This window comes from Bradyrhizobium sp. BEA-2-5, from assembly GCF_032918025.1.
Taxonomy (GTDB): Bacteria; Pseudomonadota; Alphaproteobacteria; order Rhizobiales; family Xanthobacteraceae; genus Bradyrhizobium; species Bradyrhizobium pachyrhizi.
This window is the reverse complement of record NZ_CP136629.1, coordinates 2,335,304-2,355,684: the sequence shown is the minus strand read 5'-3', so window position 1 is coordinate 2,355,684 and position 20,381 is coordinate 2,335,304. Positions and strand designations below refer to the sequence as shown.

Sequence of the window (20,381 nt, the reverse complement as noted above, 5' to 3'; positions counted from 1 at the left end):
AGCCGCTAACGGCCACACACTCTCCGCTGTCGTCCCTGCGAAAGCAGGGACCCATACTCCGCGGCGGATGTTGTGGGTTGGACTCGTCATTCCACCGACACGCAACAATAACCATCGGTGGTTAGGGGTCCCGGCCTTCGCCGGGACGACGCTGAACGGTTATTGTCGTACGTATCAACTCCCTCACGCATACTCCGGCAGCTTCGCAGCCGCCTCCGGTGCCTTGCCGCGGATCATGTCGGAGGCCTTGTCGGCGATCATCAGGGTCGAAGCGTTGAGATTCGCCGAGATCATGCGCGGCATCACCGACGCGTCGATCACGCGCAGGCCCTCCAGGCCGTGGACGCGGAGCTGGTCGTCGACCACGGCCCAGGTCGAATCCGCCGGGCCCATGCGGCAGGTGCAGCCGGGATGGAAGGTGGTGGTGCCGCGCTCGGTCGCAGCGGCGAGCAGTTCGTCGTCGCTCGTGACCTTCGGACCCGGAAAGTCCTCGTAGGCGTAATACGGACTGAGCGGCTCGGAGGCGAGCAGCCTGCGCGCGAGCTTCATGCCGCCGACGACGACGCGGCGGTCGAGCTCGGCGTCGAGATAGTTGGTCTGGATGATCGGCGGCGCAAACGGATCGCTCGAGCGGATGCGGACGTAGCCGCGACTCTCGGGCCGCTGCTGCCAGGATGCGACCGTCATGCCGGGCTCGTCCTCGAGCTGGCCCTGCACGCCTTCCTTGTAGCTCGCCGGCGTGAAGGTGAGTTGCAGGTCGGAGCTCTCCGCGCTCTCGCCGGAGTGCCAGAAGCAGTAGACCATGGTCGGCGACAGCGAGAGCAGGCCCTTGCGCTGGGTTGCCCATTTCAACGCCTCGATCCACAGCGAGAAGCCGCGGCGGAGCTCGTTGATGGTCTTGATGTCCTTGACGCGCGCCACCGTGCGGGGGGCGTAATGGTCCTGCAGGCCTTCGCCGACGGGAAGCGCGTGACGCACCGCGATGCCGTGCTGCTGCAGCAGATCCGGCGAGCCGACGCCGGAGAGCTGCAACAGCTGCGGCGAGTTGTAGGCGCCGCCGGAGAGGATCACCTCCTTGTTGGCGCGCACCTCCAGGGGATCGCCGTGCTTGCCGCCGCGATTGTAGCGCACGCCGACGGCGCGCTTGCCCTCGAAGACGATCTCGGTCGCGTGCGCATGCGTGCGCACGTCGACATTGGGCCGCCGCCGCGCCGGATGCAGGAACGCGGTCGCGGCGCTGACCCGGCGTCCATTCAGGATGGTGCGCTGGCAGTAGGAGACGCCTTCCTGGGTCTTGCCGTTGTAGTCGGGGTTGCGGGGAATACCGAGCGAGACGGCGCCCTCCATGAAGGCCTCGCAGAGCGGATCGCGCCAGTCCATCGTCGTGACCGTGAGGTTGCCGTCGCGGCCGCGATAGGTGTCGTCGCCCTCGCCGATCCTTCTCTCCATTCGCCGGAAGTAAGGCAGCACGTCGGCGTAGCCCCAGCCGCGATTGCCCATCTGCGCCCAGGTGTCGAAATCCATGCGCTGGCCGCGGTTGTAGATGTGGCCGTTAATGGAGGACGAGCCGCCGAGCGTCTTGCCGCGCGGCGCATAGATGCTGCGCCCGCCGGTCCAGGGCCCCGGCTCCTGCTGATAGGCCCAGTTGATGCTCTTCATGTGGAAGGTCTTGATGAAGCCCGCCGGCAAATGGATGTAGGGGTGCCAATCCCTCGGGCCCGCCTCGAGCACGCACACGCGGGTCGCGGCGTCTTCACTCAAGCGGTTGGTCAGCACGCTCCCGGCGGAGCCCGCGCCGATGATCACATAATCGAACGTTTCCATCGTCTCGTTTCTGGCGCCGACTATCGTGTCAGCGCGGCTTGTCGTTGAGTTGAAATTCCAGATGCGCCTGCACCGTCGGCCATTCGGCGGCGGTGATGCTGTAGACCACGGTGTCGCGCAGCGTGCCGTTCGGCGCGATCTGGTGGCTGCGCAGGATGCCGTCCTGCTTGGCGCCCAGGCGCTCGATGGCGCGGCGGCTCTGGTGGTTGAAGAAATGGGTGCGGAACTCGACCGCGATGCAGTCCAGCGTCTCGAAGGCGTGGCGCAGCAGCAAAAGCTTGCACTGCGTGTTGAGCGGGCCGCGCTGCGCGCCCTTTGCGTACCAGGTCGAGCCGATCTCGACGCGGCGGTTGGCGGCATCGATGTTCATGTAGGTGGTCATGCCGACGATCCTGCCGCCGGCGTCGAACACGGTGAACGGCAGCATCGAGCCGGCCTTTTGCAGGCCGAGCCGGCGGTCGATCTCCTTGGCCATATTCTCCGGCTGCGGGATCGCGGTGTACCAGAGCTTTGACAGCTCGCCGTCCTTCACCGCGTCGACCAGCCCGTCGCAATGATCGTAGGACAGCGGCTCCAGCCGCGCATGTGCGCCGCGAAGGGTGACCGGTTCAAGCCAGGGCATTCGAGATCTCTCCATCTTTGTCATTCCGGGGCGATGCGAAGCATCGAACCCGGAATCTCGAGGTTCCGGGTCTGGTGCTTCGCACCATCCCGGAACGACGATTGCGCTTCGCGAAGCGCAATCGTCATCTATTCAGAAAGTTCAGCGGCAATCCCGGCCGCGGCCAATCCATGGCGATCAGCTCGCCCTTGCCTGATAGCGTGATGTAGGCGGTCTTCAGCTCGGGGCCGCCGAAGGCGATGTTGGTGGTGACGCGGTCGCCGGTCGGGACCTGCTCGACCAGGGTGCCGTCGGGCGCGATCACCGAGATGCAGCCGGAGACGAGGGTGGCGACGCAGACATTGCCGCCCGCCTCCACCGCGAGCGAATCGAACATCTGGTAGCCGCCGAGGCCGCAGATCGGCTTTCCCCGCTCCCCGCGGTAGATCACGTCGCGCGGCTTGAGCGTGCCCGGCGCGGAGAGCTCATAGGCCCAGAGCCGGCCGGTCGGCGTCTCCGCGATGTAGACGGTGTTCTCGTCCGGCGACAGCCCGATGCCGTTGGCCGGCAGGATCCCGTGCACGACCTCCACGATCTCGCTCATGCCGGGCTTGAGGTAATACATGCCGCCGACGTCCATCTCGCGCGCGCGGCGCTTGCCGAGATCGGAGAACCAGAGGCCGCCCTGCCTGTCGAAGACGAGGTCGTTCGGCCCGCGCAGATCATGCGCGCCGCATTTGCTCACGACGGTCTCGACCTTGCCGGACTGCAGATCGACGCGCTGGATCGCGCCGCCGAGATAATCGTCCGGCTGCGGACCCGGCATGATCATGTTGCGGGTCGGGATCCAGGAGAAGCCGCCATTGTTGCAGATGTACATCTTGCCGTCGGGGCCGAGCGCGGCGCCGTTCGGACCGCCCGGAATCTTGGCGACGATCTCCTTGCGTCCGTCAGGATAGACGCGCGTCAGGCGCTGGCCGCGGATCTCCACCAGCACCACCGAGCCGTCGGGCATCACCACGGGGCCTTCGGGAAATTCGAGGTCGGTGGCGAGAACGCGGATGTTGGTCATGACATCCTCCCGGCTCTTTGGCTGCAGGCGGATTCTGAACGGTCCCGCACGCGCAACGTTGTTGTTTCATCCTGTTATGGCAAACGGGGTTTGGCTTGCCAAGCAATGGCCCCGCAAGGCTGCCCGGCGTTGAGGTGGGATGGGCGCGCCGCAAATGCCCCTGTCGTCCCTGCGAAGGCAGGGATCCATACTCCGCGGCGGATATTGTGAATGGGACTCGTCGTTCGGGCGTCGCTCAACAATGACGGCCTGTGGTTATGGGTCCCTGCTCCCGTGCGCACTTGCGCACTAAAGCGCGATGACATTTGGATGAATCGTCATCGCGCTTTAGGTTGTTGTTTACGCATGATCTTTCCGGAAAACCGCTTCGCACTTTTCCGGATCATGCTTTAGGCAGGGACGACACCGAATAGGTGGCACGGTCAGTGAGTCAAACTTCCGCATTCTCGCGACATGATCTGTCCGAGCTTTGCTCTTCGTTCCGCCCTCTCATCAGCAGAGGGCGCAGGAAAAGCCGGGTGCCGATCGCACCCATGGGCCCCGAGCAGTGGGTAGAAGGCTTGGGGGTAGGACCACAGGTGTAACCGGAAACAACCCGGCTTTCCCTGCGCGATGGGTTACGGCTTATACGTGCTCTCCCCGGTGAGACTTGGCTTTTTTGTCACCGCCTTCACAAGACACGTCGCGTTTTGCGAAGAGACACCAGCCTCTAGGGCGTCAGGCCTGCACGATTTCGCCGTCCGCCTCATGCGCACTCGTCGACTGCACAATCGGCGTCCACCGCATCTCGACCCACGTTCGTGACGACCGCGAAGCGCCCCTCAATCGGGTGAGACGGCTGCTTCTATAGCACTGAGTTGCGCTTCTGATAAAGCGAAATATTTTCGCGTGCGAGGATTGACAGGTTTTGCTGGGTTGTTTTGTCGCACCCCTCTCCGTCGTCATTCACGGTGCGCAATTGCGCACCTGAGGGCGCGCCTCCTGGCGCAAGCCTCGGAATGACGGAGAGAGAATGGCCACGCGCTAGCTCAGCGTGCCCGCATGCACCCACCAGCCGGGGTGATCGGCGCGGAGTTGTTCGCCGGCCGCCTCGGCGTCGGCGTCGGTTCCGAACACGGCAAAGCAGGTCGCGCCCGAGCCCGACATGCGCACCAGGCGAACGTCCCGGGTCTTACGCAGCGCGGACAGCACGTCACTGATGACGGGCTGGATGCGCGCCGCGGGGGCTTCGAGATCGTTGGTGCCGCGCTCCAGCGCCGCGATCCAATCGTCGATCGCGCGGCCGGCTTCCGGCCACGACGGCGCCTGCATCACGACATCGGTGGCGCCGATCAGGAGTTCGCCATTGCGCAGACCCAGCGCCTGGAACACGTCCTTGGTCGCGACCGGTACGCGCGGATTGACCATGACGCAGGGCATGCTCGGCAGCGCGAGCGGCAACAGCTGCTCGCCGACGCCGGTCATGTCGCAGGCGCGCGAGATGAGGCACACCGGCACGTCGGCGCCGGTCGGCAGCGCGACCTCCATGATCCTGCTATCGTCGAGCGAGAGCTCATTGAGCCGCGCCAACAGCCGCAGCGCCGCCGCGGCATCCGCCGAGCCGCCGCCGATGCCGGCCGCAACGGGCAGCACCTTCTCCAGTGTGAAATGGCCGACCTCGAGGTCCGCGACGCGCTCGCCGAGCAGCCGCGCGGCCTTCAGCACCAGATTGTCCGATGTATCGCCGCAGGCATCGGCCAGCGGTCCCGCCATCGAAAGCGACAGCTCCGGTCCCGGCTCGAGCGTGAGACGATCGGCGCAATCGGCAAACGCGACGACGCTCTCCAAGTCGTGAAACCCGTCGACGCGCCGCCCGACAACCTTCAGCGTCAGGTTGACCTTGGCACGCCCTTCTTCAATCAGCGCCGGCACGGCGATGAACCCCTAAAAAACAAACATCGTGATGCGATTAGCGTAAATCGCCGCACGATCCTATCCCTTTGTTTGGATGGAATTCCGCCATGACTCGTCATGCCCGGGCTTGACCCGGGCATCTATCAACCAAGAACGAATTTCTCGAAGGGATGGATGGCCGGGTCAAGCCCGGCCATGACGGGCAAACGTCAATGCCCGGGACTAGCCCGGGCATCACGGTATTTCATAAAGATGCAGCGCGACGACCGCCGCTCAGCCGCCCTTGCCGTCGTCGTCCTTCTTCTTCTCGGCAGCGGCGGCGTTGGAGGTGTCGTCCGGCAGACCGTTGGCGATCTTGGCCTCGATCTTCGGAAGTTCTTCCGGCTCGGGCTTGAGATCGCGGGCATGCGACCACTGGAATTTTGCCTCCAGCGTGCGGCCGACGCGCCAATAGGCGTCGCCGAGATGGTCGTTGATGGTGGGATCCTCGGGCTTGAGATCGATCGCGCGCTCGAGGTTCTTCACCGCCTCTTCGTAGTTGCCGATGCGGTAATAGGCCCAGCCGAGGGAATCGACGATGTAGCCGTCGTCGGGACGCTGCTCGACGGCACGCTTGATCATCTTCATGCCTTCGTCGAGATTCACGCCCTGGTCGATCCAGGAATAGCCGAGATAGTTGAGGACGTGCGGCTGGTCGGGCTGAAGCTCCAGCGCCTTCTTCATGTCGGCCTCGGCCTTGGCCCACTGCTTGGAGCGCTCCTCGCAGATGCCACGATAATAATAGGTGACCCAGGCGTTCTTGTCGCCGCCGGCCGGCAGCGCGTCGATCGCCTGCGAATAGGTGGTGGCGCAGTCGGCGAACTTCTTGCGACCGCGCTCGATATTGCCGAGCGCCATGATGGCTTCGAGGTCCTTGGGGTCCTCCGACGTGACGCCCTTGAGGATCTTGATCGCCTCGTCGGTGCGGTCGGCGGTGTCGAGATCAATGGCGAGCTGTATCTGCGCATTGCGCTTCAGCGGCGAGGTCGCGGGCACGCGCTCATAGACCTTGATCGCCATCTTCGGCCGCTTCACCGACTCATAGAGATCGGCGAGCGACAGCAGCGCCAGCGGATGGGTCGGCTGGAGGTAGAGCGAGAGCTGGAGATAGACCAGCGCCAGATCCTCGCCGCCGCGGCGGGTCAGCGTGGCGCCGATGCCGTAGAGCGCTTCGGCGGCACCGGCCTGCGCGGAATCGACCAGTGGCGGCATCTTCTTGCCGGCCTTGGTCTCCTTGATGCCTTCCAGCACCAGCGGGTGACGCGGCAGCTTCTTGTCGAACGCCTCGTACATCGCGGTCGCGGCGGCCGCGTCCTTGTTGCGCGAGGTCCAGCGCGCATATTCGTCGACCGTGCGCAGCATCGAATCGTCGAGCTTGTAGACGCGCTCGAAGCGGGCGCCGGCATCCTTCTCCTTGCCGGACAGCTCGTAGATCATGCCGGCATGGAGGTCCTTGAAGATCGGATACCACTCGGGGCCGGTCAGCTTGTCGATCGAGGCGACCGCGGCTTTGCTGTCGCCGGCACCATAGGCGGCCCAGCCCGACAGCAGCGTGGCGACGAGATCGGTGATCGGGCCGCGGATCGACTGGTTGATGTTGGCCTGCGCGGCCGCATATTTCTTCAGCTTGAGATCATGCACGCCGACGACGAGACGCGCGACGCGGTTGGTCTTGTCGATGGTGAGGATCCGCTCGGCGAGCTTGACCGCCTCCTCGAGGTCGCCGTCGGCGACCGACGAGATGAAGGCACGGTCGAGCAGCTCGTTGTTCTTGGGATCGGTCCGGAGCGCCGAACGGTAGAATGCGGCGGCGGAGGCCGCGTCACGCTCGACGCTGGCGTGGCGGGCGGCGAGATAGCTGCCGGCACCGGTCAGCGATTTCAGATCGTTCTTGGACGGGAATTGCGCGGTATTATCGGTCGGATGGTCCGGCGTTTGCGCTGCAAGCTGCGCAGGCACGGCAAGTGCCGCGGCAGCGAGAACGGCAATCGTCAGGCGGTTGAATCGAGTGGACAGCATCACGGTCGCCTTGCTCCAGGGATTTACGCCAAGATGGATTTATGGCCAAGATCTTGCGATCAGTCTCAAAATGCGAACCCAAGCGGCGGCATCACGGCGGGGCGACAATGCCGCTTTTGGCGCTTATCCGCAAGGATCGCCCAAAGGCAACCCATGACGAATCAATTGGCAGATTAGGCCTTAGGCCCGCTGATCCAGCCAGCCCCCGCAAGACGCCCCCAGTATGGCGGTATCGTGACCGGGCCGGGCATATTCGCATGCGGACGAAAAAAGCGCGAGATACGGGTGCCACGGCACCCTTTTCTGCGTCTTCTGTTGTCGCCGGTGGTGCAATCCGGCCGCTCCACACGCGGAGAGGCCAAGCGGAGGTTGCGGCAACGCGCGTCGGCCTCACGCAAATGTGGTCGGCCGCCTCGAGCTCACCCTTGCCTTACATCGCCTCGTAGTTCGGGCCGCCGCCGCCCTCGGGCGGAACCCAGGTGATATTGCCATTGGGGTCCTTCACATCGCAGGTTTTGCAGTGGACGCAGTTCTGGGCGTTGATCTGGAAGCGCGGGCCTGAACCCTCCTCGATCCATTCATAGACGCCGGCCGGGCAATAGCGGTTCGAAGGACCGGCGAAGACGTCATGTTCGGAGGTCTTCTGGAGGTTCATGTCCGTGACCTTCAGATGGACCGGCTGGTCCTCCTCATGATTGGTGTTGGACAGGAACACCGAGGACAGCTTGTCGAAGGAGATCTTGCCGTCCGGCTTCGGGTAGGCAATCGGCTGGTGCTGCTTGGACGGATCGAGCGTGGCACGATCAGGCTTGGCGTGCGACTGGGTGCCGAACAGCGAGGCGCCGAACAGCGTGTTGCACCACATGTCGAAGCCGGACAGCACCGTTCCGAGCACGGTGCCGAACTTCGACCACAGCGGCTTGACGTTGCGGACCAGGAACAAATCCTTGCCGACGGACGACGTGCGCCAGGCATTCTCGTATTCGACGAGCTCGTCATTGGCGCGATCGGCGGCAATCGCGGCTGCGACGTGCTCGGCGGCGAGCATGCCGGTGCCCATCGCATTGTGCACACCCTTGATGCGCGGCACGTTGACGAAGCCGGCCGCGCAGCCGATCAGTGCGCCGCCCGGGAAGCTGAGCTTCGGCACCGACTGGTAGCCGCCCTCGGTGATCGCGCGCGCGCCGTAAGCGAGCCGCTTGGCGCCCTCGAAGGTGCCGCGGACCGCGGGATGGGTCTTGAAGCGCTGGAATTCGTCGAACGGGGACAGGTAGGGATCGTCGTAGTTGAGATGGACGACGAAGCCGACGGCGACGAGATTGTCGTCATAATGATAGAGGAACGAGCCACCGCCGGTCCTGTCGTTCAGCGGCCAGCCGAGCGTGTGCTGCACCCGACCCTTCTTGTGCTTCGCCGGGTCGATCTGCCAGACCTCCTTGAGGCCGATGCCGAACTTCGGCGGCTCGGAGTTGGCATCGAGATTGAACTTCGCGATCAGCTGCTTGGACAGCGAGCCGCGTGCGCCTTCGGCGAACAGCGTGTACTTGCCGAGCAGCTCCATGCCGCGGGTGTAGGAATCCTTGTGGCTGCCGTCCCTGGCAATGCCCATGTCGCCAGTGGCGATGCCGCGCACCGCGCCCTTGTCGTCATAAAGCACTTCGGTCGCCGCAAAGCCCGGATAGATCTCGACGCCGAGCGCCTCGGCCTTGCGCGCCAGCCAGCGGCAGACATTGCCGAGCGAGCCGATGTAGCAGTGATGATTGTCCATCAGCGGCGGCATCAGAAAATTCGGCAGCTTGATCGCGCCGCCGGCCGTCATCCAGTAGAAGCGGTCGTCCTTGACCTGCGTCTTCAGCGGGCAGTCGGCATCCTCGCGCCAGTCCGGGATCAGCTTGTCGAGCCCGGCCGGGTCGATCACCGCGCCGGAGAGAATATGCGCGCCGACCTCGGAGCCCTTCTCCACCACGACCACGTTGAGATCGGCGTTGAGCTGCTTCAGCCGGATCGCGGCGGACAGACCGGAGGGGCCGGCGCCGACGATGACGACGTCGAATTCCATGGATTCGCGCGGGGGAAGTTCTTCGGCACTCATGATCTTGATCTCAGCCCATTGAGAACGCTTCTAAGCTTTTCAGGGGTCGTTGTTTCCGATTTTTGGCGGAAGGACAACCATGGAATTGCGCTTCCATGGGTTTGCACGGCCCGGGTACCCCAGAGAATAATCTTTTCCGAAAAGGAGCCTGCACTTTTCCGGATCATGCGCTCGATCACGATGCGTTCCCGCGGAATCGCATCATGATCTCATCTCATTGTTTGAGCATGATCTCATCGGAAAACCGGTTTCCACTTTTCCGGATCATGCTCTATATTGCCGCGATCATGGCCCTGATGCCCGAGCCCACCCCTACACTGCAGCAATTGCTGGCCTTTTACCTCGAGGCCGGGGTCGATTGCGCGCTTGGCGATGCCCCCATCAACCGGCTCGAGGAGCCGGAGCCAGTTCCCGCCCCTGCCGCGCCGCGTCCATCAGTTGCGCTCAATCCGCTGCGTCCGCCGCCGATGCCGTCAGTTCCGCGCAGCGAAATCACCGTGGCGCCGGATGCCGCCATCGCCTCGGCACGCGAGGCCGCGCGCACAGCGCCGACGCTGGAGGCACTGCGCGAGCTGATGCAGGGCTTCGAGGGCTGCGCGCTGAAGCACACCGCAACGCGGCTGGTGTTCGCCGACGGCAATCCGCAGGCGCGCATCATGTTCATCGGCGAAGCGCCGGGCCGCGACGAGGACATCGAGGGCCTGCCTTTCGTCGGGCGCAGCGGCAAGCTGCTCGACCTCATGATCGGCGCGATCGGGCTCAACCGCACCACCGCCTACATCGCCAACGTGATCCCCTGGCGACCGCCCGGCAACCGCACGCCGACGCCGCAGGAGACGCAGATCTGCCTGCCCTTCATCCAGCGCCATATCGAGCTCGTGAACCCGGACGTGCTGGTGACGCTCGGCAATCCCTCGACGCAGACTCTGCTCGGAACGCGCGAAGGCATCATGCGCACCCGCGGCAAATGGATCGACTACGACACCGGCACCCGCACGATCCGCGCCGTCGCCACCTTCCATCCGGCCTATCTGCTGCGCTCGCCGTCGTACAAGCGGCTGTCGTGGCAGGATCTGCGCGCGATCGCGAAGGTGCTGCAGGCGGCGAACGCGTAGCTTCGTAGCCTGGATGGAGCGAAGCGCAATCCGGGTGGATCAGGTGGTGTGAAAGAGCGGCCCCGGATTTCGCTCCGCTTCATCCGGGCTACAGCTCCGCGTCAAATCACGTCCCCTTCGGCCGTACGATCGCCCAGCCGATCCGCAGCACCGGCTGCCGTCCGTTGACCAGCCGGTCGAACGAACGCGGCACTTCCGGCACGAGGCCGGGGAAGCGCTGCGCGATGTCGGGCGGCGGCGTGCCGGCGGTGTCCTGTGCGCGCCACACCACGACGCCGCCTGTTTCGTTGAACTTTGCGACCGACAGCCACGGCGTCCGCTGCGGCGTGGCGTCGAGCAAAAGATGCGGGCGGCGGCGGTTCATCGCAATCAGACTGGCAAGCTCGGGATCGCCGGCCACCGCGCGCAGGCGCTGGTTGGTGCGGCGCTCATAGCTGTCATCGAAGAAGCGGCCCATCGCGGCTGCCGGCAGCGAGGTGGACGCCTCCGTGGTGCTGGTCCAGGGCAGGAACAGCACTGCCGCCAGCGCGAGCGCGGCAGGCGCCGCGACCGCCAGGGCCCAGACCGAACGCAGCTGCCGCTGCCGCCTGAGCGGGATCAGATCGCCGGTCGCGACGACGACGGCGAGCCCGGACATCAGCAGCGCCACGCCGGCGCCGCCGAAGGCGCGATCGAGATTGAACAGCCCGGAGACGAAGCTGCCGGCGATCGCCGGCGCGAACGCGAAGAAATACACGAATTGCCGCGCCAGTTGATTGACCGGCGGACGGTAGATGATCGGAGCATCCTCCGTATCGCGGGCGAACCAGCGCGAATTGAGGATCGCCAGCACCGCGATCGCGGCGGTCGCCACGATCAGCCCGCCGAGCACCACACCCCAGCGCAGCGCGTGCGCCTTCAGATTGGCGAGTGCCGGCAGGGACGGCAGCGCCAGCACGTCGGCGCGGAGCAGCCAGATCAGGTAGGGCAGTGCCAGCACGATGATCACGAGCAGCGCGTAGATCGGATCGACGGACCTGAGCATGCGCCGCCCGCGCTCGGTTGCGAGCGCAAAGCCTGTCACGAGCAGGATCATGCCGATCGCCGCCGGTGTCGTCAGCAGCAAGAGGCCCGCTTCGATCGACCAGGCGAACCAGGCATTGCCGCGGCGCTGGCCGATGATCTGCCAGGAATGCAGCAGCAAGAGCGCCCAGAGCGGCCGCGCCAGCACCAGGGGGCCGAAGTCGACGCTTGGCGAGGAGAACACCACGACCGTCATCGACAGCAGCACCGCCAGCACGCCCTGCGGGCCGCCGACGATGGCGCGCGCCAGGGCGTAGAAGGCGATAAAGGTGACGATTTCGCAGACCTGCGCCAGGAGATAGACGCCGAACACGTGATTGCCGACGGCGCGGAAGGCGATGTCGGCGAGCCAAAACGCGAGCGGCGGTCCCATGTCGGTGCCGACCTGATATTCGCGGCCGAAGGCGAGGATGGTGGCGAGGTTGCCGGGCGGACTGCCGTAGAAGATGGCCGGCAGGAACAGCCAGATCGCGGCCTGCGCCAGCACCACGATCCAGACCACGAGGCGCGGCCGGGCGCGGATCAGTTCGACAACCAGGGAGGTAAACCGCATGAAACGCCTGAAATGCCCCAGCCACCCCTATCAAGCGGCGCCATCTGATCCCGAGGGTTTTGATAAACGGCGGCGGCGGTGGAGGCAACCGGGGCCGGATGAGTCCACGGTGCAAAGTCAAATGCAGGTGTCATGCCCCGCGAAGGCGGGGCATCCAGTACGCCGCGGCCTCGCGGCTCAATCACAACTGTCTCTGGAATACTGGATCGCCCGGTCAAAGCCGGGCGATGACACCGAGAGTGCGGCGCCGCCGCGCTTTACGCCGCTTCGGATGCCGCGGCTTCGCTTTCGGCGTCCACCGTGAACAGGTCCGGCTCGGCCGGGACCGGGAAGTGCTTCAGCCGCGCCGCGACGACGGGGGCGAAGAAGCTGCGGTGGTGGATGGACGGGCCCAGCCGGTCGAGCGCCTCGAGATGTTCGGGGACGGCGTAGCCCTTGTGCTGCTCGAAACCGTAGCCGGGGCAGTCCTGCGCCAGCGCGCACATCAGCCGGTCGCGCGTCACCTTGGCGACGATGGATGCCGCAGCGATCGACAGCACGATACCGTCACCGCCGATCACGGCCTCGCAGTCGCATTCGGTGTCGAGCCGGTCGCGGCCGTCGACGAAGACGTGCCTGGGCGTCTCGGGCAGTGCCACCACGGCGCGCTTCAGCGCCCACAGCGAGGCACGCAGGATGTTGTCGCGGTCGATCCGCGCCCGTGACGCCACCGCGACCGAGAACGCTGCTGTCGCGCAGATTTCCTCGAACAGTTCCTCGCGGCGCTCGACGGTCAGCCGCTTCGAATCATCGAGCCCCTTGGGAATCCGATTTGGGTCCAGCACCACGGCGGCGGCCACCACGGGACCGGCCAGCGGGCCGCGGCCGGCCTCGTCGCAGCCGGCAACCGGCCAGATGCCGCGCTTGATCAGCGCCCGCTCGCGGCGGAAGCTCGGCCGCGTCACCACGATGACGCGCTTGTCCGGCTTGGCCGGCTCGGCCGGTTTCCTCTTCGACGCGGTCTTGGACGTGCCGCTGGACTTGTCCCGAATCATACCGGGATGGTGATCAAGCCCGGCCCGTGGCGCAACCGGGAACCTGGCGCCCTTCCCCGCTATTCAATCCGCCGCTCCAATCGGGATCGGCGCTCTAATCGGGAATTGACACCCGGCGGTCGTCGCGAACCTCAAAGCCCGGCGCGCGCACCACTTCCCAGGCGTGGCCGTCGGGATCGCCGAAATAGCCGCAATAGCCGCCATAGCTGGTGGGCTGCGCGGGCTTCAGCAGCCTGGCGCCTTTCGACAGCGCGAACGCCATCACACGATCGACCTCGGCGTCGTCGTTGCAGTTCCAGGCGATCGCGACGCCGCGGAACGCTAACGGCCGTGGCTGATCCGGCAGCCCGGCATCGGCGGCGAGCAGATGCCACGGGAACAGGCCGAGCACGGTGCCGCCGGTCTCGAAGAAGGCGACCTCCTCGCCGGTCGCGCGCATCTTCCTGGTGAAGCCAAGCGACTCATAAAAGCCGATGCTGGCGCGCATGTCGCTGACGCCGAGCGTGAGGACGGTGAAGCGTGCGGTCGGGGTGTTACTCATGTTTGCACTCACTTATTGTTATGTTCGTAGCCCGGATGGAGCGAAGCGCAATCCGGGAAAGCTTCAGCCGCTAACACGGGACCCCGGATTTCGCTGCGCTCCATCCGGGCTACGCCCTCGCCTAGAACAGGCTGAGCTGATCGCCGTTCCGCTTCGGCCGCGCAAAGTGATCGATGGTCAGCTTGGAGCGCCGCTTGTTGAGGCCGAGCCTGTCGCAGGCGATCTCGAAGCGGCGGCCGATGGTCCAGGCCATCGGGCCGGTGCCCTTCATCCGCTCGCCCCATTTCGCATCGTAGTCGCGCCCGCCGCGCATGTCGCGAATCAGGGTGAAGACGTGGCGATAGCGGTCCGGATAGTTCGCCATCAGCCATTCGCGAAAGAGATCGCGGACCTCCAACGGCAGCCGCAGCAGCACATAGGAGGCTTCCTTGACGCCGGCATGGGCGGCGGCATCGAGGATGCGCTCGATCTCGGAATCATTCAGCGCGGGGATCACGGGCGCGACCATCACCGTGGTCGGAATGCCGGCCTCCGAGAGCAGCTTCAGCGCCTCCAGCCGCTTCGGCGGCGTCGCGGCGCGCGGCTCCATGGTGCGCGCGAGCTTCGGATCGAGCGAGGTGACCGAAATCGCGACCTTGGCGAGGTTGCGCTTGGCCATCCGCGCCAGAATGTCGATGTCGCGCACCACCAGCGCAGATTTGGTGACGATGCCGACCGGATGGCTGGCGCGTTCCAGCACCTCGAGGATTCCGCGCATGATCTTTCGCTCGCGCTCGATCGGCTGGTAGGGATCGGTGTTGGTGCCGATCGCGATCATCCTGGGTTCGTAGCCGGGGGCGGCGAGCTCCTTCTCGAGCAGCGCCGGCGCCTCGGGCTTCACGAACAGCTTCGACTCGAAATCCAGCCCCGGCGAGAGGCCGAGATAGGCATGCGTCGGTCGGGCGAAGCAGTAGACGCAGCCGTGCTCGCAGCCGCGATAGGGATTGATCGAGCGGTCGAAGCCGATGTCTGGGGAATCGTTGCGGGTGATCACCTTGCGCGAGGTGTCGACACCGATACTGGTCTTGAACGGCGGCAGCTCTTCCAGGCTCTGCCAGCCGTCATCGAAAGCGACGCGCGCCTCGGCCTCGTAGCGGCCGCTGGCATTGGATTGCGCGCCCCGGCCGCGCCGCCGCTCGCGCTCGATCGCGACCGCAAGCTCGGGAAAAGGGGTGGGTGCACCCGCCGGGTTATCGGAGGGCGCCGTTACCGGCGGGTGCTTGAGGGCATGAGAGGATGCTCGGCTCATGCTTTGAAGCTAGCACAGCGTTAGAACAAATCAAGAACACGAACGCAGAAATTCCACAGAACCTCGCTAGAAAATTCTGCAGGCGAACAGGCTGCTTTGAATCTGCAGGCGAACAGGCTGCTTTGAATATGACAAGGTGATAACACGGCCTGAGTTTCTCCACCGCTTGAGCCATCGAAGCCTCAAAATCATGCTGAGCGTGATCATTCCAACCGACGGCGTCGAGCGCACCGCGGTCGCAACGTTGGCGGCGCTGGTGCCGGGCGCGGCCGCGGGCGTCATCCGCGAAGTGCTGCTGGTCGACCGCAGCAACAGCGACGTGATGGAGCGCGTCGCCGACGTCGCCGGCTGCCGCTTCCTGCGCTTCGAGGGCACGCGCGCCGCGGCGCTTGCGGCAGGCGCGCTCCAGGCCCGATCGCCCTGGCTGATGTTCCTTCCCGCAGGCGCCGTGCTGGAAACCGGCTGGATCGAGGAAACCACCCAGTTCATCCAGATGGTGGCGGCGAGCGGCAAGGACCGCGCCGGCATCTTCCGCTACGCCCGCGCGCCCTACACCGACCCGGGCCTGCGCGACGGCCTCAAATTCGTCGCCCGGATGATCACCGGTCCCTCGGCCGAACAAGGGCTCCTGATCGCCCGCGAGCATTACGAGCGGATCGGCGGCTACCGGCCCGACGCCCGTCGCTCCGAGGCGCGCCTGCTGCGCCGGCTCGGCCGCTCCTCCCGCACCATGCTGCGGAGCCGGATCATGGTGGCCTGAACAAAGCGCTTGCGGATTATTTGATTCCGTCAAATAATATATTTGATGAAATCAAATTCCCATGACACCACGCTTGAGAGCCAGGTCGCCGCGGTCCGCGGCTTCAGCCGGTTCTATACCCGCAAGCTCGGCATCATCGAGCCGAAGCTGCTGCACTCGACATTCACGCTGCAGGAAGCGCGGATCATCTACGAGCTCGCGCATCGCGAAAATTGCACCGCAACCGATCTGGTGCGCGATCTCGACCTCGATGCCGGCTTCGTCAGCCGCACGCTGGCGGCGCTGCAAAGGCGCCAGATCGTGACGCGCAAGCCGTCTAAGGCCGACAAGCGCGTCAACGAGGTGGCCCTCACGGCCAAGGGCCGCACCGCAGCCGCCGATCTCGACCGCCGCTCGCGCAGCGAGGTCGGGGCGCTATTGAAGCAGATGGACAGCGACCGTCGCGCCGCGGTGGTGCGCGCGATGGGCACGATCGAGCAATCGCTGGAGCCGCCGGCCGAGAAACCGGTCGGCTTCATGTTGCGCAGCCATCGCGTCGGCGACATGGGCTGGGTCGTCTCCCGACAGGGACAAGCCTACGTGGAGGAATATGGCTGGGACATCAGCTACGAGGCGTTGGTGGCCGAGATCTGCGCGCAGTTTCTGCGATCGTTCGATCCCGCGCGCGAGCACTGCTGGATCGCGGAATTGGGCGGCGAGCCGGTCGGCTCGGTCTTCCTGGTCAAGGCCACGGGCGAGATCGCCAAGCTGCGCCTGTTGCAGGTGGAGAAGAAGGCGCGGGGCCTCGGCGTCGGCCGCGCGCTGGTCGAGCAATGTATCCAGGGCGCGCGCGAGCGGGGCTACAAGAAGATGACGCTGTGGACCCAGAGCATCCTGGTCGCCGCGCGCGGCATCTACGCCCGCGCCGGCTTCGAGCGGGTCAAGGAAGAAAAGCACCACAGCTTCGGCGTCGACCTGGTCGGCGAGACCTGGGAGCTGGAGTTGTGAATCCGCAGCGCCGAGGCGCCTGGACTGCGTAGCCCGGATGGAGCGAGCGCAATCCGGGAGCGGTGCTGCCGCGGAAGAGACTGCCGCGGATTTCGCTTCGCTCCATCCGGGCTACGGAAGCTCACCCTTGAGATTCGGGTTCGTGGTTCACACGCCCTCAGATGCGCAATTGCGCGTCGGGATGACAAAAAAGGAGCGGCTAAGCGCTCGCGCCTTGCGCCTTCGGCCGGCGCAGGTGCTCGTCCAGCCGCGGCATGATCTCGACGAAATTGCAGGGGCGCGTGCGGTAGTCGAGTTGGGCTGCGAGGATGCCGTCCCAGCCATCGCGGCAGGCCCCCGGTGAACCAGGGAGACAGAAGATGTAGGTCGCACCCGCAACGCCCGCGGTGGCGCGGCTCTGGATCGTCGATGCCCCGATCTTGGCATGGCTCAGCATGTGGAACGCGATCGAGAAACCGTCCATGCGCTTCTCGAACAGCGGCTCGATCGCCTCCGGCGTGACGTCGCGGCCGGTGAAGCCGGTGCCGCCGGTGGTGATGACGACGTCGACGCCGCCATCGGCAATCCAGCGGCGGATCACGGCGCGGATCGCCTCGACATCGTCGGTGACGATCTCGCGCGCTGCGAGATGATGACCCGCCGCGGTGAGGCGATCGACCAATGTCTGGCCGGACTTGTCATCCGCCAGCGCGCGCGTGTCGGACACCGTGAGCACCGCGATGTTGAGCGGGATGAATTATTTGGATTCGTCGTGTGAGGACATTTACACCTCTTTCCATCCCGCTGACGTCATCCTGAGGTGCTCGCCTTACGGTGCACTTGCACCGCTGGGCGAGCCGCGAAGGATGGGCCACGGGCTCCGTCATCCTTCGAGGTCGCCAAGAGGCGAACATATCCCGAGTGAGCGCATTCGCGCTCATCCGGGGATGACGCTACCGGCACGCAGCTACAAGCTACCGCCGAACGTGTTGCAGGCCTGGACCGTGCCCTGCTGGTAGCCGGTCATGAACCATTGCTTGCGTTGCGCCGCCGAGCCGTGGGTGAAGGAGTCCGGCACGACGCGGCCCGTCGACTGGCGCTGCAGCGTATCGTCGCCGATCGCGCTCGCTGTGGTCAGCGCAGCCTCGATGTCGCCGGGCTCCAGGAAGTTCGGACGCTTCTTCGCCTCGCGGTTGACCCAGACGCCGGACAGGCAGTCGGCCTGCAACTCCACCTTCACCTGGAGCGCATTCGCCTCGGCCTTCGAGCCGACCTGCTGCTGGAGCCGCGTGACGCGGGGAATGATGCCGAGCAGGTTCTGGATGTGATGGCCGGCTTCATGCGCGATGATGTAGGCCGTCGTGAAATTGCACGCCGACTTGCCGGAGCAGCCGCGGAAGCGCGTCTCGACCTCGCGGAAGAAACCGGTGTCGAGGAAGATGGTCCGGTCGGGCGGACAATAGAACGGCCCCATCGCCGACTGCGCCATGCCGCAGCGGCCCCCGTTGGTGGCGTTGCGGAACAGCACGATCTTCGGACCCGTGTAGGACTGGCCGCTGGCCTGGAAGATCTCGCTCCAGCGATCGTCGATCTCGCCGAGAATGCCGGAGATCATGCTGCCCATCTCGTCGGTCGGCGCGCCGCGCTTGCCCGAGGACGCCTGGCGATCGGTCTGGTAGGTCGGCGCATGGCCGCCGCCGGTCAGAACCTCGGCGCCGCCGATCAGGATGCGTGGATCGATGCCAAAGGCGTAGCCGACCAGGCCGAGGATAATGATGGTACCGATGCCGAGCCCGCCACCGCCGATCGGCAGGCCGAACCCGCCTCCGCCGCCGCCGCCAAAGCCACCACCTTCGTCGCGACGATCCTCGATGTCGTCGCTGCGGCGGAAGTCATCGTAACGCATGGCGGCTTCCCTTCATTCCAGTCGGCGACCCAACGCGGGACACTCCAACCTAAAATTTCCATTCTGTTAATCAATATCCTGCCCGGCAATAATTGCCTAGTCCGGAAGAGGCGCATCCCTTGCGGTGCAAACGGCTGCGAATGAGGGCGAATCTACCGCGCAAATCGTGCCGGTTTGATGATCCGCAAATTTTTTCGCCGAACGCGCTGATGTTGCAGCACAACGCCGACGGCACTGCGCCATGACGCGCAAAAGATGCTGCAATCTTTTGCATGAAGATTTCCAATTAAGTCGTTTTTTACTTTGCCCCTTCAATGTAACGCCAGTCGGTTGTTTGGTCCCGCGTCGCCGACAGCGTCGCCTGAGTCAGAGTTCTTGAGTCATGGTAGAGTCGCGTCGCGGGGCGTCTGCAAGGGCGCCCCGCACAAATTTGAGAGTGCCCCATCGAGCCACATCGTCATTGGCGATTGCGTCGCCGAAATGTCGAAGCTTCAGGCTGGTTCGGTCGACCTGGTGTTCGCCGACCCGCCCTACAACCTCCAGCTCAAGGGTGATCTCAAGCGCCCCGACGAATCGCATGTCGACGCCGTCAACGACGACTGGGACAAGTTCGATTCGTTCGCAGCCTATGACGATTTCACCCGCGCCTGGCTGCTTGCCGCCCGCCGCGCGATGAAGCCATCGGCGACGATCTGGGTGATCGGCTCCTATCACAACATCTTCCGCGTCGGCGCGATCATGCAGGACCTCGGCTTCTGGCTCCTGAACGACATCGTCTGGCGCAAGTCGAACCCGATGCCGAATTTCCGCGGCCGCCGCTTCACCAACGCGCACGAGACCATGATCTGGGCCGCGCGCGACGAGAAGGCCAAGGGCTACACCTTCAACTACGAGGCGCTGAAGGCCGCCAACGAGGACGTGCAGGCGCGGTCCGACTGGCTGATCCCGCTCTGCACCGGCGAAGAGCGCCTCAAGGGCTCGGACGGCAAGAAGGTGCATCCGACGCAGAAGCCGGAAGGCCTGCTCGCGCGCGTGCTGCTGTCGTCATCCAAGCCCGGCGACCTCGTGATCGATCCCTTCAACGGCACCGGCACCACCGGCGCGGTTGCCAAGCGCCTCGGCCGTTCCTACATCGGCTTCGAACGCGACAAGACCTACGCCAGGGCGGCCGAGGCGCGCATCGCCGCGGTCGAGCCGCTGCCGGAAGAGAGCCTTGCCCCGTTCATGACCGCGCGCGAAGCGCCGCGGGTGGCGTTCTCCGAGCTGATCGAGCGCGGCATGATCATGCCCGGCACGAAACTGTTCGACGCCAAGAAGAAGCTGGGCGCGCTGGTCCGTGCCGACGGCGCCATCATGCTGGGCGACAAGGTCGGCTCGATCCACCGCATCGGCGCCGTGGCGCAAGGCGCGCAGGCCTGCAACGGCTGGACCTTCTGGCATGTCGAGACCAAGAAGGGTCTCAAGCTGATCGACGAGCTGCGCGCCGAGATCCGCGCCGAGATGGCCGCGGGCTGAGGCAAGCCGGCTAATCTTCCTCGTCATTCCGGGCTCGCCGCTTCGCGGCGCCCTCAGATACGCAATTGCGCAGCCGGGAATGACACGTTGGGGAAGATGAC

The 20,381-nt window shown here is 65.2% G+C and carries 15 protein-coding genes and 1 pseudogene; 4 read left to right on the top strand and 12 right to left on the bottom strand.

All coding sequences use genetic code 11. From position 1 onward, the window contains the following. Positions 1–183: 183 nt before the first annotated feature. The 6 genes from RX327_RS10965 to RX327_RS10940 all read right to left on the bottom strand — a co-directional run bounded on the left by RX327_RS10965 (position 184) and on the right by RX327_RS10940 (position 9,540). Positions 184–1,824, bottom strand: coding sequence for a GMC family oxidoreductase (locus tag RX327_RS10965; protein ID WP_317250249.1), 1,641 nt, complete (start codon positions 1,822–1,824; stop codon positions 184–186). Positions 1,825–1,852: 28 nt separating this feature from the next. Then, a complete protein-coding gene (locus RX327_RS10960; RefSeq protein ID WP_317250248.1) occupies positions 1,853–2,446 on the bottom strand; it encodes a GNAT family protein in 594 nt (197 codons plus the stop codon). Between the two features lie 124 nt (positions 2,447–2,570). Beyond that, positions 2,571–3,497, bottom strand: coding sequence for an SMP-30/gluconolactonase/LRE family protein (locus RX327_RS10955; protein ID WP_317250247.1), 927 nt, complete (start codon positions 3,495–3,497; stop codon positions 2,571–2,573). 1,023 nt (positions 3,498–4,520) lie between these two features. Then, entirely contained in the window at positions 4,521–5,408 is an 888-nt protein-coding gene (locus tag RX327_RS10950) for a 4-(cytidine 5'-diphospho)-2-C-methyl-D-erythritol kinase (protein WP_317250246.1), read from the bottom strand. A 255-nt stretch (positions 5,409–5,663) separates the two neighbouring features. Continuing rightward, positions 5,664–7,448 (bottom strand): tetratricopeptide repeat protein, encoded by a 1,785-nt coding sequence (locus tag RX327_RS10945; protein WP_317250245.1) that lies wholly within the window; start codon positions 7,446–7,448, stop codon positions 5,664–5,666. A 430-nt stretch (positions 7,449–7,878) separates the two neighbouring features. Next, the gene (locus RX327_RS10940) at positions 7,879–9,540 is read right to left on the bottom strand and encodes an electron transfer flavoprotein-ubiquinone oxidoreductase (RefSeq protein WP_317250244.1); all 1,662 of its coding nucleotides are present in this window, start codon (positions 9,538–9,540) and stop codon (positions 7,879–7,881) included. Between the two features lie 293 nt (positions 9,541–9,833). On the opposite strand from RX327_RS10940, the gene RX327_RS10935 reads away from it, so the two are divergent. Next, on the top strand, positions 9,834–10,655 hold the full coding sequence (locus tag RX327_RS10935) for a uracil-DNA glycosylase (RefSeq protein ID WP_317251243.1): 822 nt from the start codon (positions 9,834–9,836) through the stop codon (positions 10,653–10,655). A gap of 106 nt (positions 10,656–10,761) precedes the next feature. On the opposite strand, the gene RX327_RS10930 is transcribed toward RX327_RS10935, so the two are convergent. The 4 genes from RX327_RS10930 to RX327_RS10915 form a co-directional block, all read right to left on the bottom strand. Further along, positions 10,762–12,270 (bottom strand): glycosyltransferase family 39 protein, encoded by a 1,509-nt coding sequence (locus tag RX327_RS10930; protein ID WP_317250243.1) that lies wholly within the window; start codon positions 12,268–12,270, stop codon positions 10,762–10,764. Between the two features lie 257 nt (positions 12,271–12,527). Next, entirely contained in the window at positions 12,528–13,304 is a 777-nt protein-coding gene (locus RX327_RS10925; protein ID WP_317250242.1) for a ribonuclease HII, read from the bottom strand. Between the two features lie 94 nt (positions 13,305–13,398). Then, complete coding sequence (locus tag RX327_RS10920) at positions 13,399–13,845, bottom strand: VOC family protein (RefSeq protein WP_028334799.1); 447 nt, start codon at positions 13,843–13,845, stop codon at positions 13,399–13,401. 121 nt (positions 13,846–13,966) lie between these two features. Further along, a complete protein-coding gene (locus RX327_RS10915; protein WP_317250241.1) occupies positions 13,967–15,133 on the bottom strand; it encodes a PA0069 family radical SAM protein in 1,167 nt (388 codons plus the stop codon). A 190-nt stretch (positions 15,134–15,323) separates the two neighbouring features. Here RX327_RS10915 and RX327_RS10910 point away from each other — a divergent pair, with 190 nt between their 5' ends. Beyond that, complete coding sequence (locus RX327_RS10910) at positions 15,324–15,893, top strand: glycosyl transferase (RefSeq protein WP_317250240.1); 570 nt, start codon at positions 15,324–15,326, stop codon at positions 15,891–15,893. Between the two features lie 45 nt (positions 15,894–15,938). Next, complete coding sequence (locus RX327_RS10905; RefSeq protein ID WP_317250239.1) at positions 15,939–16,880, top strand: helix-turn-helix domain-containing GNAT family N-acetyltransferase; 942 nt, start codon at positions 15,939–15,941, stop codon at positions 16,878–16,880. A gap of 199 nt (positions 16,881–17,079) precedes the next feature. Here RX327_RS10905 and moaB read toward each other — a convergent pair whose 3' ends face one another. Together moaB and RX327_RS10895 are read right to left on the bottom strand one after the other, a co-directional pair. Continuing rightward, the gene (gene moaB / locus RX327_RS10900) at positions 17,080–17,613 is read right to left on the bottom strand and encodes a molybdenum cofactor biosynthesis protein B (RefSeq protein ID WP_317251242.1); all 534 of its coding nucleotides are present in this window, start codon (positions 17,611–17,613) and stop codon (positions 17,080–17,082) included. Between the two features lie 213 nt (positions 17,614–17,826). Continuing rightward, on the bottom strand, positions 17,827–18,765 hold the full coding sequence (locus RX327_RS10895; protein ID WP_317250238.1) for a neutral zinc metallopeptidase: 939 nt from the start codon (positions 18,763–18,765) through the stop codon (positions 17,827–17,829). Positions 18,766–19,147: 382 nt separating this feature from the next. Between RX327_RS10895 and RX327_RS10890 the strand changes: the two are divergent. Continuing rightward, a pseudogene (locus tag RX327_RS10890) lies at positions 19,148–20,280 on the top strand (site-specific DNA-methyltransferase). Positions 20,281–20,381 lie beyond the last annotated feature (101 nt).

Coding starts and splice junctions, on each gene's coding strand:
- RX327_RS10940 (WP_317250244.1), bottom strand. CDS start 9,540: ATGAGTGCCGAAGAACTTCCCCCGCGCGAATCCATGGAATTCGACGTC.
- RX327_RS10955 (WP_317250247.1), bottom strand. CDS start 3,497: ATGACCAACATCCGCGTTCTCGCCACCGACCTCGAATTTCCCGAAGGC.
- RX327_RS10960 (WP_317250248.1), bottom strand. CDS start 2,446: ATGCCCTGGCTTGAACCGGTCACCCTTCGCGGCGCACATGCGCGGCTG.
- RX327_RS10945 (WP_317250245.1), bottom strand. CDS start 7,448: ATGCTGTCCACTCGATTCAACCGCCTGACGATTGCCGTTCTCGCTGCC.
- RX327_RS10905 (WP_317250239.1), top strand. CDS start 15,939: ATGAAATCAAATTCCCATGACACCACGCTTGAGAGCCAGGTCGCCGCG.
- RX327_RS10915 (WP_317250241.1), bottom strand. CDS start 15,133: ATGAGCCGAGCATCCTCTCATGCCCTCAAGCACCCGCCGGTAACGGCG.
- RX327_RS10925 (WP_317250242.1), bottom strand. CDS start 13,304: ATGATTCGGGACAAGTCCAGCGGCACGTCCAAGACCGCGTCGAAGAGG.
- RX327_RS10965 (WP_317250249.1), bottom strand. CDS start 1,824: ATGGAAACGTTCGATTATGTGATCATCGGCGCGGGCTCCGCCGGGAGC.
- RX327_RS10910 (WP_317250240.1), top strand. CDS start 15,324: ATGCTGAGCGTGATCATTCCAACCGACGGCGTCGAGCGCACCGCGGTC.
- RX327_RS10895 (WP_317250238.1), bottom strand. CDS start 18,765: ATGCGTTACGATGACTTCCGCCGCAGCGACGACATCGAGGATCGTCGC.
- RX327_RS10930 (WP_317250243.1), bottom strand. CDS start 12,270: ATGCGGTTTACCTCCCTGGTTGTCGAACTGATCCGCGCCCGGCCGCGC.
- RX327_RS10920 (WP_028334799.1), bottom strand. CDS start 13,845: ATGAGTAACACCCCGACCGCACGCTTCACCGTCCTCACGCTCGGCGTC.